Genomic DNA, 13,740 nt, shown 5'->3' on the forward strand with positions numbered 1-13,740 from the left:
GAGTGGTCTGACGAACTGGGCGGTCGCTCAGTGCACCCGGACCGGATCCAGGGCGCCGCGAACGAGGGTGTCGATCAGCGTCGTCGCGACGGTCAGGTCCACCGAGCGGGCGGCCAGGACGTCGGAGTAGAGGAAGGACTCGCCGAGCCGGACGACCGCGAAGGCCAGGTCCGGCAGCCCGACCAGCGGGGCCAGCCCGGCCGCTTCGGCGTCGGCGTGGAAGAGCTCGACGTGCGCGTCGACCAGCCCGGGCTGGACGGCACCGCGCGGATCGGTGAGCACGCGGAGCGCGACGTTCGACTCCGCTTCGATGAGCTTGCGCATGCCTTCGCTGCCGGCGACCTCGCGGCGGTAGGCCTCCATGACCCAGAGGCAGCGCAGCCGGTCGTCGGGGGTGCGGACCGCGTCGCCGTGTTCGGCGCGCCAGCCGTCGAGCGCGCGCTGCCAGGTCCGGTCGGACAGCAGCCGCAGGGCGGCGCCCATCAGGTCGTCGCGGTTGCCGACGCGGCGGAAGAAGGTGGTGCGCGAGATCCCGAGCTCGGCGGCCATCCGGCCGAGGTCGAGGCGCGTCCCGGCCATCAGCAGGCGGGCGGCGTGCCGGACGATGTCGTCGGTCGAGACGGTCACCGCGCCAACCCTAGTCCGCTGGTGGAGGCCGGTTACCTTGAAGTGCGCGGCATCCCTTCGGTTAGCTGGGTGCGTGCGCGTAGACATCTGGTCCGATCTGGTCTGTCCCTGGTGCTACCTCGGCAAGCGCCGCTTCGAGCGGGCGGTGGCCGAGGTGGGTGCCGACGTCGAGGTGGTGCACCACTCGTTCCAGCTCGACCCGTCGTTCCCGCGTGGCACGTCCCGGCCGACGCGGGAGGTGCTGTCCGAGAAGTACGGCCGCACCCTGGAGGAGGCGGACGCGATGGAAGCCCAGATGGAGGAGCGAGCGGCGGCCGACGGCCTCGAGTACCACCTCGACGGCGTCCACATGGGCAACACGGTCGACGGCCACCGCCTGGTCCACCTCGCGGCTTCACACGGTCTGGCCGATGCTGTCGTGGACAGGTTCTACGCGGCGCACTTCACGGAGCGCCGGTCGCTGTTCGACCGCGATTCGCTGGTGTCACTGGCGGCGGAAGCGGGTCTGGACGCAGCCGAGGCGCGGGCGGTGCTCGAGTCCGACGCGTACGAAGCGGAAGTGGCGGCGGACGGAGAGCAGGCCCGCGCCCTCGGCGCGTCCGGCGTCCCGTTCTTCGTGATCGACCAGCGCTACGGCGTGGCGGGCGCCCAGTCGACGGAGGTGTTCGCCCAGGTGCTGCGGCAGGTCAGCGCCGCCGCCGCCGGGTGAACCGCGACCGGTCGGTGGCGATGCCGGCCAGGTGCAGGGCAACGCACAGCAACCCGGCGGTGGTGAGGGTCCCGGTGGTGATCACCGGCCCCAGCCCGAACCCGGCGAGCTCCATGAGCAGGGCGAGCCCGAAGAGAACGGCGGCGAGAATGGCGAGCATGACAGCCTCGTTTCCGTGCGGTGGCGCCGAATGGTCTACGCCACTGGGACGTTGGGGGTACCGGGGTTCCCGGCTTGGTGGCCGGTAATTCCCCCGCCCCGCCCGCCTGAAACGACCAATTCCCGCAAGGTCCGTGTGCTCGAAAGGTCAACACGCGTGATCGGGAGGTCAACTCACGTGATTGAGGGGTCGACACGCGGTGGCGCCCGGCTCGCGCCGTGTCGACGTTCCCATCACGCGTGTCGACCTCCCCATCACGCGTGTCGACCTCCCAGTCACGCGGGGGGTGGGGCAGTGCTGGACCGGATGACCAGCTCCGTCGGGAGCAGGACCGGTTCGCCGGCCTCCGTGCCCGTCTCGATTTCGGACAGCAGGGCGTGCACCGCGTGCCGGCCCACCGCCTCGAACGACTGGCGGATCGTCGTCAGCGGGGGCCAGAAGTGGGCCGACTCCTCCATGTCGTCGAACCCCACCACGCTCACCGACGCCGGCACCTCCCGGCCCGTCTCGTGCAACGCGCGCAGCAGCCCCAGCGCCATCTGGTCGTTCGCCGCGAACACCGCCGTCACCGCCGGGTCCGCCGCCAAGCGCAAGCCCGCCCGGTAACCCGACTCCGGCGACCAGTCGCCGGCCACCACCGGGGGAACGGAACGGCCCGCGCGTTCCAAAGTGGCCTGCCACGACTTCCGGCGCCGCTCCGCCGAATACGACTGCGGTGGCCCCGCGATGTGCCAGACCGTCGAATGCCCCAGTGACAGCAGGTGGCTGGTCGCCCGGGCCGCGCCGTCCGCCTGGTCGTTGTCCACCACCGGGTAGTCGTACCGCGCGCTCGAGTCGATCACCACCACCGGGAGCCCGTGCGGCAGTTCGATTTCGCTTTGGTCAAGCTGGTGTTGCTCGATGAGGATGATGACGCCGTCGACGGCCTGCTCGTTCAGCGTGCTGAACGCCCCCGTCACCTCGCCCTGGGTCGGGCGGGTCACCGGCATCAGGATGATCGAAAACCCCTCGTCGACGACCGCCGCCGCGATGGCGTCGAGGGTGCGGCTGTTGCCGAACGTCGGGAGGGCCGAAATGATCACGCCGATGCTGCGGAACTGGCCGTTGCGCAGGGCGCGGGCCGCGCTGTTGGGCCGGTAGCCGACGCGCCGCATCGCGGCCAGGACCCGCTCGCGCGTCGCGTCGTCCACATTGGTCTTGCCGTTCGCGACGCGGGACACCGTCTGGCCCGACACCCCCGCCTCGCGGGCCACGTCCGCCATCGACGGGCCCCGGCGCCGCGCGGGGCCGGGTGCGGACGACGTCGCTGTCTGGCGCGGCACGGTCACTCCTCGGTGTCCTGGACATGTTTACGTCAACACGTTACTCTGCGGCCGTCCATGTTGACGTAAACATCCCGCCGGGTCCAGCACCCGGCACACGCGATCACTCGGAGAGACGATGACGTCCACAGCGGCTCCGCCCGTCCCGGTGCCCGCGCGCCGGGCGCCCGCGGCCCGCCGGCCGCGGCGGAAATGGCGGGGCTGGCTCTTCGTCGCCCCCTTCATGCTGGTGTTCGCGCTGACGTTCATCGCGCCCGTCGTGTACGCCTTCGTGCTGAGCCTCTTCCGGGACCAGGCCTTCTTCGGCGGCACGGTTTTCGTCGGCGCCGACAACTACGTCCAGGTCTTCGGCGACCCGAAGTTCTGGGAAGCGTTCCGCCGCGTCCTGGTGTTCCTCGCCGTGCAGGTGCCGATCATGCTGGTGCTCGCGCTGATCGCCGCGCTGGCGATCGACAGCGCCCGGCTGCACGCCGCCGGCTTCTTCCGGATCGTGATCTTCCTGCCGTACGCGGTCCCGGCCGTCGTCGCCGCGCTGATGTGGGGCTTCATCTACGGTGACCACTTCGGACTCGCCGCGGACCTGAACCACCTGCTGGGCACCGACTCCGTCAAGCCGCTGTCGCAGAACTGGCTGCTCACGTCGATCGGGAACATCGTCACGTGGGAGTTCGTGGGCTACAACATGCTCATCTTCTACTCCGCGCTGAAGGTGATCCCGAAGGAACTGTTCGAAGCGGCCGCGATCGACGGCGCCGGTACGTTCCGCACGATCCTGTCGGTCAAGCTCCCCGCGATCCGCGGCGCCATCGTGGTCGCGACGATCTTCTCGATCATCGGCAGCTTCCAGCTGTTCAACGAGCCCAACATCATGCGCAACCTCGTGCCCAACATGATCGTCACGAACTACACCCCGAACATGTACGCCTACAACCTTTCCTTCAACGGGCAGCAGTACAACTACTCCGCCGCCGTCGCCATCGTGATGGGCGTGATCACCGCGGTCATCGCCTACGTCGTGCAGCTGCGCGGCTCCCGGAAGGAGATGTGACGTGGCCGTCCTTCCCAAGACGCGGTTCTCGGTGACGAAGCCCCGGAAGTCGCGTGTCCTCACCGGCTTCATGGCGCTCTACCTGCTCTACACCCTGGTCCCGCTGGTGTGGCTGATCATCAACGCGACCAAGACCCAGCCCGCGCTGTTCTCGACGTCGGGCCTGTCCTTCGGCGACTCGTTCGCCCTGTTCGACAACATCGGCAAGACGTTCGGCTACAACGACGGCATCTTCTTCCGCTGGCTCGGCAACACCCTGCTGTACGTCGTGGTCGGGGCCGGTGGCGCGACGATCCTCGCCACGGCCGCCGGCTACGGGCTGGCCAAGTACCGCTTCCCGGGCCGCCGCGGCGTGTTCGCCGTCGTCCTCGGGGCCGTGGCCGTGCCGCCGACCGCGCTGGCCGTGCCGACGTTCCTGATGTTCAGCAAGCTCGGGCTGACCAACACGCCGCTGGCCGTCATCATCCCGTCGCTGATCAGCCCGTTCGGCCTGTACCTGATCTGGGTCTACGCCGCCGACGCGATCCCGGACGAGCTCCTGGAGGCGGCGCGGATCGACGGCGCGGGCGAGCTGCGGATCTTCCTCACCGTGACCCTGCGCCAGCTGGTCCCCGGGATCATCACGGTCACGCTGTTCACCATGGTGCAGACGTGGAACAACTACTTCCTGCCGCTGATCATGCTCAGCGAGCCGAAGTGGTACCCGCTGACCGTCGGGCTCAACCAGTGGAGCGCACAGGCCAACGGCGCCGGCGCCCAGCCGATCTTCAACCTGGTCCTCACCGGGTCGTTGCTCACCATCATCCCCCTCGTCGTCGCTTTCCTGCTCATGCAACGGTTCTGGCAGTCCGGGCTGAGCGCCGGAAGCGTTAAGCAGTAACCCGCCGTCACACCGCCGTGAAGGGACACTTGATGTCACGCATCCGCAACCACGCCAGGGCGGCCGCCGCCCTGGTGCTGGCCGCCGCTCTGGCGGTCGGCTGCTCGTCCGGGGGCGGCTCGTCGTCCGCGCCCGCCGCTGCCACCGGCAGCCAGGACTCCGTCGACGCCGCGCTGAAGGCCGGCGGCGAGATCACCTACTGGAGCTGGACGCCGTCGGCGAAGGACCAGGTGGCCGCGTTCCAGAAGGAATACCCGAACGTCAAGGTCAACTACGTCAACGCGGGCACCAACAAGGACGAGTACACCAAGCTGCAGAACGCGATCAAGGCCGGCTCGGGTGCCCCCGACGTCGCCCAGATCGAGTACTACGCCCTCCCGCAGTTCGCGCTGACCGACTCGCTGGTCGACCTCAACTCCTACGGCTTCGGCTCGTTCGAGAAGGACTACAGCGCCTCCACCTGGGCGCAGGTCAAGAACGGCAACGGCGTCTACGGCCTGCCGCAGGACTCCGGCCCGATGGCGCTGTTCTACAACAAGGAGGTCTTCGGCAAGTACGGCATCGCCGTGCCGAAGACCTGGGCCGAGTACGTCGACGCGGCCAAGAAGCTGCACACCGCCGACCCCACCAAGTACATCACGGCCGACACCGGGGACGCCGGGTTCACGCTGAGCATGATCTGGCAGGCGGGCGGGCACCCGTTCTCCGTCGACGGCCGGAACGTGAAGATCAACTTCGGCGACGAGGGCACCAAGAAGTGGACGTCGGTCTGGAACCAGCTGGTCGAGGGCAAGCTGCTCTCGCCGATCGCGGGCTGGTCCGACGACTGGTTCCGCGCCCTCGGCGACGGCACCATCGCGACCCTGCCGACCGGCGCCTGGATGCCGGGCAACTTCATCTCCTCGGTGCCCGGTGGCAGCGGGAAGTGGGCCGTGGCGCCGATGCCGACCTACGACGGCCAGAAGGCGGTCACCGCGGAGAACGGCGGCAGCGCCCAGTCCGTGGTGAAGCAGAGCAAGAACCCGGCGCTGGCCGCGGCGTTCGTCCGCTGGCTCAACCACGGCGGCGGCGTCCAGCCGTTCATCAAGAGCGGCGGCTTCCCGTCCACCACGGCCGACCTGTCCTCGCCCGCGTTCGTCGACGAGGCGCTGCCGTACTTCGGGGGCCAGAAGGTCAACCAGGTGCTGACCCAGGCGTCGAAGGACGTCGCGCCGGGCTGGATCTACCTGCCGTTCCAGACCTACGCCAACAGCATCTACAGCGACACCGTCGGCAAGGCCTACCTCGCGAACACCGGCCTCGACGCCGGGCTGGCGGGCTGGCAGCAAGCGCTGGTCGACTACGGCAACCAGCAGGGCTTCACGGTCAGCGCCGGATGACCGTCGACATCGAAGGTGACGCGGGCCAGGTCATCGGCCCGGTCCCGCGTCGCCTCTTCGGCTCGTTCGTCGAGCACATGGGCCGGTCCGTCTACACCGGGCTGTACGAGCCCGGCCACCCCACGGCGGACGACCGCGGCTTCCGCGGTGACGTGCTGGAGCTGGTCCGGGAACTCGGCCCGACCGTGCTCCGCTACCCCGGTGGCAACTTCGTTTCCAGCTACCGCTGGGAAGACGGCGTCGGGCCGGTCGGATCACGGCCGGCCCGGCTGGACCCGGCGTGGCACAGCGTCGAGTCCAACCGCTTCGGCCTGCACGAGTTCGTCGCGTGGGCCGAAGCCGCGGGTGCCGAGGTGATGTACGCCGTCAACCTCGGCACCCGCGGCATCCAGGAAGCCGCCGACGTCTTGGAGTACTGCAACATCGACGGCGGCACCCAGCTGAGCGAGCGGCGGCGCGCCAACGGCGCCGAGCGCCCGTTCGGCTTCAGGCTGTGGTGCCTGGGCAACGAGATGGACGGCCCGTGGCAGATCGGCCACAAGACGGCCGAGGAGTACGGCCGCCTGGCCGCCGAGACCGCCCGGCTGATGCGGATGATCGACCCCGGCCTCGAACTGGTCGTCGCCGGCAGCTCGCACGCCGACATGCCGACGTTCGGCGAGTGGGAGCGCACGGTGCTGCGCCACACCGCCGAGCTGGTCGACCACATCTCGCTGCACGCCTACTACCAGGAGCTGCACGGCGACACCGACAGCTACCTGGCGAGCGGGGCGGCGCTGGACCGCTACATCCGCACGACCGCGCGTGTCATCGACGAAACCCTCGCCGAGCTGGGCCTGGACAAGAAGATCGGGATCAGCGTCGACGAGTGGAACGTCTGGGACCTGCGCCGCTGGAACGAGGTCGACCAGGCGAAGCTCGCCGAGGGCGGCTGGCGGCAGCACCCGAGGATCATCGAGGACACCTACACCGTCACCGACGCGGTCGTCGTCGGCTCGCTGCTGAGCTCGCTGCTGCGCAACGTCGACCGGGTCACCATGGCCAACCAGGCGCAGCTGGTGAACGTCATCGCGCCGATCCGCTCCGAGCCCGGCGGCCCGGCGTGGCGGCAGACGACCTTCCACCCGTTCCGGCAGGTCGCCGCGCTGGCCGGCGGGGCGAGCCTGCGCCTGGCCGTCGACGGTGACCGGTTGCGCACCGCGCAGCACGGCGAAGTCGACCTCGTCGACGTCGCCGCGACGGTCGAGGATTCCGGCCGCGGGGCGGTGTTCCTCACCAACCGCGCGACGGCGTCTCCGACCGAGGTGCGCCTCCGCCTGCGCGGCGCCCGGTTCGGCGTGTACGCCGCCGAAACGCTGACCACTCCGGATGGCGAGACCCGCCACGCCGTGAACACCGCCGACTCGCAACCGGTCCGGCCGGTGCCGCTACCCGGCACGGTCGCGACGTCCGATCCCGGGGGGACCACCATCACCGTGACACTGCCACCCCTGTCCTGGACCGTGCTGCAGCTGACCCCGCAGGCGGGCCCGGATGCCTGAGTTCGCCATCGGGGAGCACGACTTCCTGCTCGACGGCCGTCCGTTCCGGATCCTTTCCGGTGCCCTGCACTACTTCCGGGTGCACCCGGACCTGTGGGCCGACCGGATCGACAAGGCCCGCCGGATGGGGCTCAACACGATCGAGACGTACGTGGCGTGGAACGCGCACGCCCCCGCGCCCGGCGTGTTCGACCTCTCCGGCGGCCTCGACCTCGACCGCTTCCTGCGGCTCGTCGCCGACGCCGGGATGTACGCGATCGTGCGGCCCGGCCCGTACATCTGCGCCGAGTGGGACAACGGCGGGCTGCCGGCCTGGCTGTTCCGGGACCCGTCGGTCGGCGTGCGCCGGTACGAGCCGAAGTACCTGGACGCGGTCCGCGACTACCTGAGCAAGGTGTACGAGGTCGTCGTCCCGCACCAGATCGACCGGGGCGGGCCGGTGCTGCTGGTCCAGGTGGAGAACGAGTACGGCGCGTTCGGCGACGACAAGCGGTACCTGAAGGCGCTGGCCGAGCACACGCGCGCGGCCGGCGTCACCGTCCCGCTGACCACAGTGGACCAGCCGACGCCGGAGATGCTGGCCGCGGGCAGCCTCGACGGGCTGCACCGCACCGCGTCCTTCGGTTCCGGCGCCGAGGCGCGGCTGGCGGTCCTGCGGGAGCACCAGCCGACCGGACCGCTGATGTGCAGCGAGTTCTGGAACGGCTGGTTCGACCACTGGGGCGCACACCACCACACGACCCCGGCCGCGGACTCGGCGGCGGAGCTGGACGCGCTGCTCGCCGCGGGCGCGTCGGTCAACCTGTACATGTTCCACGGCGGCACCAACTTCGGCCTCACCAACGGCGCCAACGACAAGGGCGTCTACCAGCCGCTGATCACCTCCTACGACTACGACGCGCCGCTGGACGAAGCCGGCGACCCGACGCCGAAGTACCACGCCTTCCGGGACGTGATCGCCCGCTACCACAAGGTGCCCGACACGGTCCCGCCGCCGGCCCGGCCCGCGCCGACGCCGTCCGGCGCGCTGGGCGACCCGGTGCGGCTGCTCGATGCCCCGGAACGCTGGGGCACCTGGGAGTTCCACGAGGAGCTGCCCGCGTTCGACGACCTGATGCCGATGCCGCAGCTCGCGCTGCTGCGCACACGGATCGAGGGCGACCGGCCCGGCGTGCTGACCTTCGGCGAGGTCCGCGACCGCGCCACGGTGTTCTTCGACGGCGACCTCGTGGGCACGCTCAGCCGGGACCACCACGAGCGCGCGATCCCGTTGCCGCGCGCGGCCGGCGAGCTGCTGGTGCTGGTCGAAGACCAGGGCCGCGTCGACTACGGGCCGCGCATCGGCGAGGCGAAGGGCATCATCGGCGGGGCGTCGCTGCACGGCGAGCCGCTGGCCGGGTGGGACGTGCTGCCGTTCGACCTGGCCGCGCTGCCTTCGCTGCGCCCTTCGTCGCCGTCGTCCGTGGCGGGTGCCGTGGCGGGGCCGGTGCTGCTGCGCGCCGACATCGATGTCGACGAGCCCGCCGACCTGTTCCTCGACACCGGCGAGTGGGGCAAGGGCGTGGCCTGGTTCAACGGGTTCGCGCTCGGCCGGTACTGGCGGCGCGGTCCGCAACGGACGCTGTACGTGCCGCGCCCGGTGGTCCGGGCCGGCGCCAACGAACTGGTCGTGCTGGAACTCGGCACGATGCTCGACCCCGCGGCCCGCTTCGTGCCGCGGCCGCTGCTGGGCCACACCGAGGCCTGAGAAAAGTCCCCACCGCACCCGAAGGGCAGTTCGACGATGAACTTGCGGCGTTTGCTCACCGTCCTTTGTGTACCTCTGATGGGCGGCGCGGTCGTGGCCGCACCGGCGGAAGCGGCCACCTCCGTGACGGTCAAGCCGGACCCGACCTACCGGCAGCAGCCGTTCGACGGCTGGGGCGCCAGCCTCGCCTGGATGGCCGAGGCGACCGGCGGCTACCCCGACGCCGTCCGCACCAAGCTGGCGGACCTGGTGTTCGGGCCCGACGGGCTCAACCTGAACATCGCCCGGTTCGACGTCGGCGGCGGCAACGCCCCCGACGTGCCGCCGTACCTGCGTGCGGGGGCCGCGGTGCCGGGCTGGTGGAAGGCGCCGGCCGGCACCACCCGCGCCGACAAGGACTGGTGGACGCCGGGCGACCCGGCCGAGTTCGACCCGAAGGCCGACCCCGACCAGCGCTGGTGGGTCGACAAGATCAAGAACCAGGTCACGAAGTGGGAGGCGTTCAGCAACTCGCCGCCGTACTTCCAGACCGTCTCCGGCTACGTCTCGGGCGGCTTCAACGCGACCGACGAGCAGCTGCGGTCCGACAAGATCGGCGACTTCACCGCGTACCTGGCGCAGGTCGTGCGCACCCTCGAACGCACGCACGGCATCAAGTTCGCGTCGGTGAACCCGCTGAACGAGCCCAACACGAACTACTGGAAGACCACGCTCGGCGCGGACGGCAACCCGACCGGCGGCCGTCAGGAAGGCGCGCACATCGGCCCGGCGGTCCAGTCGCAGCTGATCCCGGCCATGGCCTCGGCGTTGAAGGCGGCCGGCTCGCGGGCGATCGTCTCCGCCCCCGACGAGACCAACCCGGACATCTTCGCCGCGGACTGGGCAGGCTGGTCGGCCGACGCCCGCGCCGCGGCGGGCCGGCTCAACGTGCACACCTACGGCACCGGCAACCGCCCGGTCCCGCGCGACCTGGCCAAGGGCGCGGGCAAGCCGCTGTGGATGAGCGAGGTCGGCGGCAGCTGGCTGGACCGGCAGGACTTCACCGACATGGACCCCGGCCTCGGCATGGCCAAGCAGATCACCGACGACCTGCGCCTGCTGGAACCGAGTGCGTGGGTCAGCTGGCAGCCGATCGAGGACTACAACAACATGAAGCCGGGCGGCGAGTCCGCGGCCGGGATGAACTGGGGCGAGATCCAGGTCCCGTTCGACTGCCCGGCGAACGCCACGCTGCAGACGTGCCGGATCAGGACGAACACGAAGTTCAACACGATGCGGAACTTCACCCACTACATCCGGCCGGGTGATCGCCTGATCGGGGTGGACGACACCGCGTCCACGGTGGCCATGCGCGGCGAGGACCTCGCGACGGTGGTGCACACCAACGCGGGCACGGACGCCCAGGACGTCACGCTGGACCTGTCGGGCTTCCGGAACGTCCGGCCGGGCGCCTCGGTGACGCCGGTCGTCACCGATGTCACGGGGGCGCTGAAGCGGGGTAAGCCGGTGAAGGTGACGTCTTCGCGCGTGACGCTGCGGGTGCCGGCGCGTTCGGTGACGAGCTTCCTCGTCAACGGCGTCTCCTCGGCCGCGGCGGGCACGGGCATCGGCTCGGGCAAGCCGGTCAGCCTCACCGGCGTGCAGAGCGGCAAGTCGCTGTCGGCGGAGAACGGCTCGCTGGTGCAGCGCACGACGGACGCCTCGGCGGCGGCGCAGCGCTGGACGCTGACCGACCGCACGGGCTGCCACGGCAACCGCGACCGGTTCACCATCACCAACGCCGGCACGGGCCAGGTGCTCAGCACCTCCGGCGGCGCGGTGACGCTGGCCGCGGCGGGCACGGACGACCCGGCGGCGGAGTGGACGCTGTCCACCACCGGCGACGGCACCTGGACGTTCGTCAACGCGGGCACCGGGCAGCTGCTCGACGTCATCGGCGAGTCGCGTGCGGACGGCGCCCCGATCGGGCTGTACAAGCCGACCAACGGGCCCAACCAGCGCTGGCAGGCCGTCGCCCGCTGAGTGCGCACCCCGTGAAGGCCGCCACCGGCTCGCCGGTGGCGGCCTTCACGGGCGTCAGGCGGGTTTCAGCGGGTCGTGGCCGATCGACATCAGCCGGTGCCGCCAGTGGGCCTGGCCGGCGGTGGGTTCCAGGTCGTCCCGGCGCTCGGAGAGCACCCGGTCGACCACCTTGCGCATCACGTCGGCGTCGTGTTCGTCCACGTCGGTCCGCCGTTTGCGCAGGACGCCCAGTACCTGGTGACCGGTCAGGGGGCCTGCCTCGTCGGGGAGCGGCTCGGTCTCCGGGCCCGCGTCGCGGGTGCGCAGCCAGTCCTCCAGCTCGCGGGAGGTCATGTTCACCACCCGGTGGAACTCCGCCCACAGCTCGTCGTCAACAGCCGGATTGTCCATGTCCGGCGGCTACCCGGCGCGGCCTACGTCAAACCGCGGTCCCGCGGCCGGTAGAATTCCTCCGGACCCGTTGAAACGCCAGCGGTGGTCTCTGTTGACGCTGCTGGCGAGCCCGAACCCGTGCTCGCCGCTTGACGCATGGGAGGGGTGGGCCTTGCCGACCACTGGCGACGGCATGGCGGCGCGGGTCGACGAGCTGAACGCGGTGCTGGCCGATCTCGTCGGGGTCCTCGAATCGATGTCCGACACGCCCGGCCTGCTCGACGCGGTCTGCGGCGAGGCGGTCCGGGTGGTCCCGGACGCGGACCTGGCCAGCATCATGGTCGTCCGCGACGGTGTGACCCAGACCGCGGCGTTCACCGACGAGCGAGCCCGGCGCATCGACGACGTCCAGTACGCGGCAGGCGACGGACCGGGCCTGCTGGCGGCACTGACGGGCGAAGTGGTCCGCGTGGCGGTCCCCGAGACGGGCGACCAGTGGCCCGAATTCGTGGCGGCGGCCAAGGAACTGGGCGTGGGCAGCTACCTGGCGGTCCCGCTGCGGGTGGACGACACGCTGGTGGGCGCGATCACGCTGTTCGGGTTCGAGAGCCACGGCTACCACGAGTTCGACACGAAGGTGCTGCGCCTGTTCACGTTGTGCGTGGAGACGGTGCTGCGCCTGACCCGCCGCTACCGCGAGGCGCGGCGGCTGGCGGACGAGCTGCGCAACGCGATGGAGACGCGGGCGGTGATCGAGCAGGCCAAGGGCATGCTGATGCTGATCCACCGCGTCAACGAGGACGCGGCGATGCAGCGGCTGATCGTGGAGTCCCAGCACACGAACATCAAGCTGCGGGACGTGGCGGCCCGGTTCACGAAGCGGATGAGCTCGGCGGACGGCGGACCGGCGCGGCACTGAACAGCGCGGATGCGGGCGCGGCCGGGGTCGGTCGCGCCCGCATCCGTATGCGCAGGGGGCCGGGCGGGACCAGGTCGGCGGTGCTCCGGAGCCGGTCGTGGCGCGGTCCGGTCAGCCGGATTTCGCGCTCGGCCGCCGGTGCAGCAGGTCGAACCGGGACCACATCGCCTCCGCCGCCTCGATCGAGGCGCTCGTGCGGCCCGGGTCGACCGCCGCCAGCTGGGCCACGATCGCCTGGACCAGCGCCATCCCCGCCGTCAGCGACGGGAAGAACGTCACCCCCTCCGCCGGCACCATCAGCACTTCCTCCGCCGCTCCCGCCAGGGCCGGGCTGGCCGCGTCCGTGATCGCGAAGACCCGCGCGCCGCGGGTGCGGGCCTCGTTCGCCGCCAGGACCGTGCTCTCGTACAGGCGCCAGAAACTGATCGCCACCAGGACGTCGTCCGCCGTGAGCTTGGCCGTCTGGTTGGCCAGTTCCGCGTCGCCCGCCGTCACCGCGTGGACGTCGTAGCCCGCCAGGCGGGCGTTGTGGGCCATCGCCATCCCCACCGCCGCGTAGCTCCCGTCCGCGATCACCAGCGTGCGGCGAGCTGCCGCCACCGCCTGGGCGACCGTCCGCAGCACCGGCTCGTCGAAGCGCCGGTTGAGCAGCGCGAGGCTGTCGAGGTCGCGCCGGAGGGACGCCGACCCCGGTGAGTCGACGCCGCGGTGCTCCTCCGCCACCTGCGGTGCGCTCAGCGACGACATGTACCGGGCGCGCAGCTCCTGCTGCAGTGCCGGCCAGCCCGCGAACCCCAGCGCCTGGGCCGTGCGCGTCACCGTGGCGACGTTGACCCCGGCCAGCTGCGCCAGCTCGGCCGTCGACCCGAACGACGCCCGCCGTGGCTGGGACACCAGGACCTCGAGCACCGCGGCCGACTTCGGGCGCAGCCCGCGCTCGGGCAGCCGGTCGCGCAGCCACGCCTCGAAACCGTCGTCGGTCTCCGCCACCTCGGCGCCTCCCCTCGGGTCGGG

13 protein-coding genes are annotated in these 13,740 nt (G+C 70.9%); 8 read left to right on the forward strand and 5 right to left on the reverse strand.

Annotation, left to right across the window (positions count from 1 at the left end):
- Positions 1-27 precede the first annotated feature (27 nt).
- Entirely contained in the window at positions 28-627 is a 600-nt protein-coding gene (locus HUT10_RS37090; RefSeq protein ID WP_176175441.1) for a QsdR family transcriptional regulator, read from the reverse strand.
- Between the two features lie 85 nt (positions 628-712).
- On the opposite strand from HUT10_RS37090, the gene HUT10_RS37095 reads away from it, so the two are divergent.
- Positions 713-1,336, forward strand: a complete 624-nt coding sequence (locus tag HUT10_RS37095) for a DsbA family oxidoreductase (protein WP_368660832.1) — start codon at positions 713-715, stop codon at positions 1,334-1,336.
- Here HUT10_RS37095 and HUT10_RS37100 read toward each other — a convergent pair.
- Together HUT10_RS37100 and HUT10_RS37105 are read right to left on the reverse strand one after the other, a co-directional pair.
- Positions 1,314-1,496 (reverse strand): hypothetical protein, encoded by a 183-nt coding sequence (locus tag HUT10_RS37100; protein WP_176175443.1) that lies wholly within the window; start codon positions 1,494-1,496, stop codon positions 1,314-1,316. The genes HUT10_RS37095 and HUT10_RS37100 overlap by 23 nt on opposite strands.
- Positions 1,497-1,771: 275 nt before the next feature.
- Positions 1,772-2,824 (reverse strand): LacI family DNA-binding transcriptional regulator, encoded by a 1,053-nt coding sequence (locus HUT10_RS37105; protein WP_176175444.1) that lies wholly within the window; start codon positions 2,822-2,824, stop codon positions 1,772-1,774.
- A 112-nt stretch (positions 2,825-2,936) separates the two neighbouring features.
- On the opposite strand from HUT10_RS37105, the gene HUT10_RS37110 reads away from it, so the two are divergent.
- From HUT10_RS37110 to HUT10_RS37135, 6 genes are all read left to right on the forward strand, one after another.
- Positions 2,937-3,866, forward strand: coding sequence for a carbohydrate ABC transporter permease (locus HUT10_RS37110; RefSeq protein WP_176175445.1), 930 nt, complete (start codon positions 2,937-2,939; stop codon positions 3,864-3,866).
- Between the two features lie 70 nt (positions 3,867-3,936).
- The gene (locus HUT10_RS37115) at positions 3,937-4,746 is read left to right on the forward strand and encodes a carbohydrate ABC transporter permease (RefSeq protein ID WP_176178222.1); all 810 of its coding nucleotides are present in this window, start codon (positions 3,937-3,939) and stop codon (positions 4,744-4,746) included.
- Positions 4,747-4,778: 32 nt separating this feature from the next.
- Positions 4,779-6,125 carry a sugar ABC transporter substrate-binding protein gene (locus HUT10_RS37120; protein ID WP_176175446.1) on the forward strand — a complete coding sequence of 449 codons (1,347 nt, stop codon included), beginning with the start codon at positions 4,779-4,781 and terminating at the stop codon, positions 6,123-6,125.
- On the forward strand, positions 6,122-7,666 hold the full coding sequence (locus HUT10_RS37125) for an alpha-N-arabinofuranosidase (RefSeq protein WP_176175447.1): 1,545 nt from the start codon (positions 6,122-6,124) through the stop codon (positions 7,664-7,666). Before HUT10_RS37120 ends, HUT10_RS37125 begins: the two co-directional genes overlap by 4 nt.
- Positions 7,659-9,413 carry a beta-galactosidase family protein gene (locus HUT10_RS37130; protein WP_176175448.1) on the forward strand — a complete coding sequence of 585 codons (1,755 nt, stop codon included), beginning with the start codon at positions 7,659-7,661 and terminating at the stop codon, positions 9,411-9,413. Before HUT10_RS37125 ends, HUT10_RS37130 begins: the two co-directional genes overlap by 8 nt.
- A 78-nt stretch (positions 9,414-9,491) precedes the next feature.
- Positions 9,492-11,435 (forward strand): RICIN domain-containing protein, encoded by a 1,944-nt coding sequence (locus tag HUT10_RS37135; protein ID WP_254897198.1) that lies wholly within the window; start codon positions 9,492-9,494, stop codon positions 11,433-11,435.
- A 54-nt stretch (positions 11,436-11,489) separates the two neighbouring features.
- Here HUT10_RS37135 and HUT10_RS37140 read toward each other — a convergent pair whose 3' ends face one another.
- The gene (locus HUT10_RS37140; protein ID WP_176175450.1) at positions 11,490-11,825 is read right to left on the reverse strand and encodes a DUF3140 domain-containing protein; all 336 of its coding nucleotides are present in this window, start codon (positions 11,823-11,825) and stop codon (positions 11,490-11,492) included.
- 175 nt (positions 11,826-12,000) lie between these two features.
- Between HUT10_RS37140 and HUT10_RS37145 the strand changes: the two genes are divergently transcribed.
- Positions 12,001-12,726 (forward strand): ANTAR domain-containing response regulator, encoded by a 726-nt coding sequence (locus HUT10_RS37145; RefSeq protein ID WP_176178223.1) that lies wholly within the window; start codon positions 12,001-12,003, stop codon positions 12,724-12,726.
- Between the two features lie 111 nt (positions 12,727-12,837).
- On the opposite strand, the gene HUT10_RS37150 is transcribed toward HUT10_RS37145, so the two are convergent.
- On the reverse strand, positions 12,838-13,716 hold the full coding sequence (locus HUT10_RS37150) for a MurR/RpiR family transcriptional regulator (RefSeq protein ID WP_176175451.1): 879 nt from the start codon (positions 13,714-13,716) through the stop codon (positions 12,838-12,840).
- Positions 13,717-13,740: the final 24 nt, after the last annotated feature.

The organism is Amycolatopsis sp. Hca4 (assembly GCF_013364075.1).
GTDB lineage: Bacteria > Actinomycetota > Actinomycetes > Mycobacteriales > Pseudonocardiaceae > Amycolatopsis.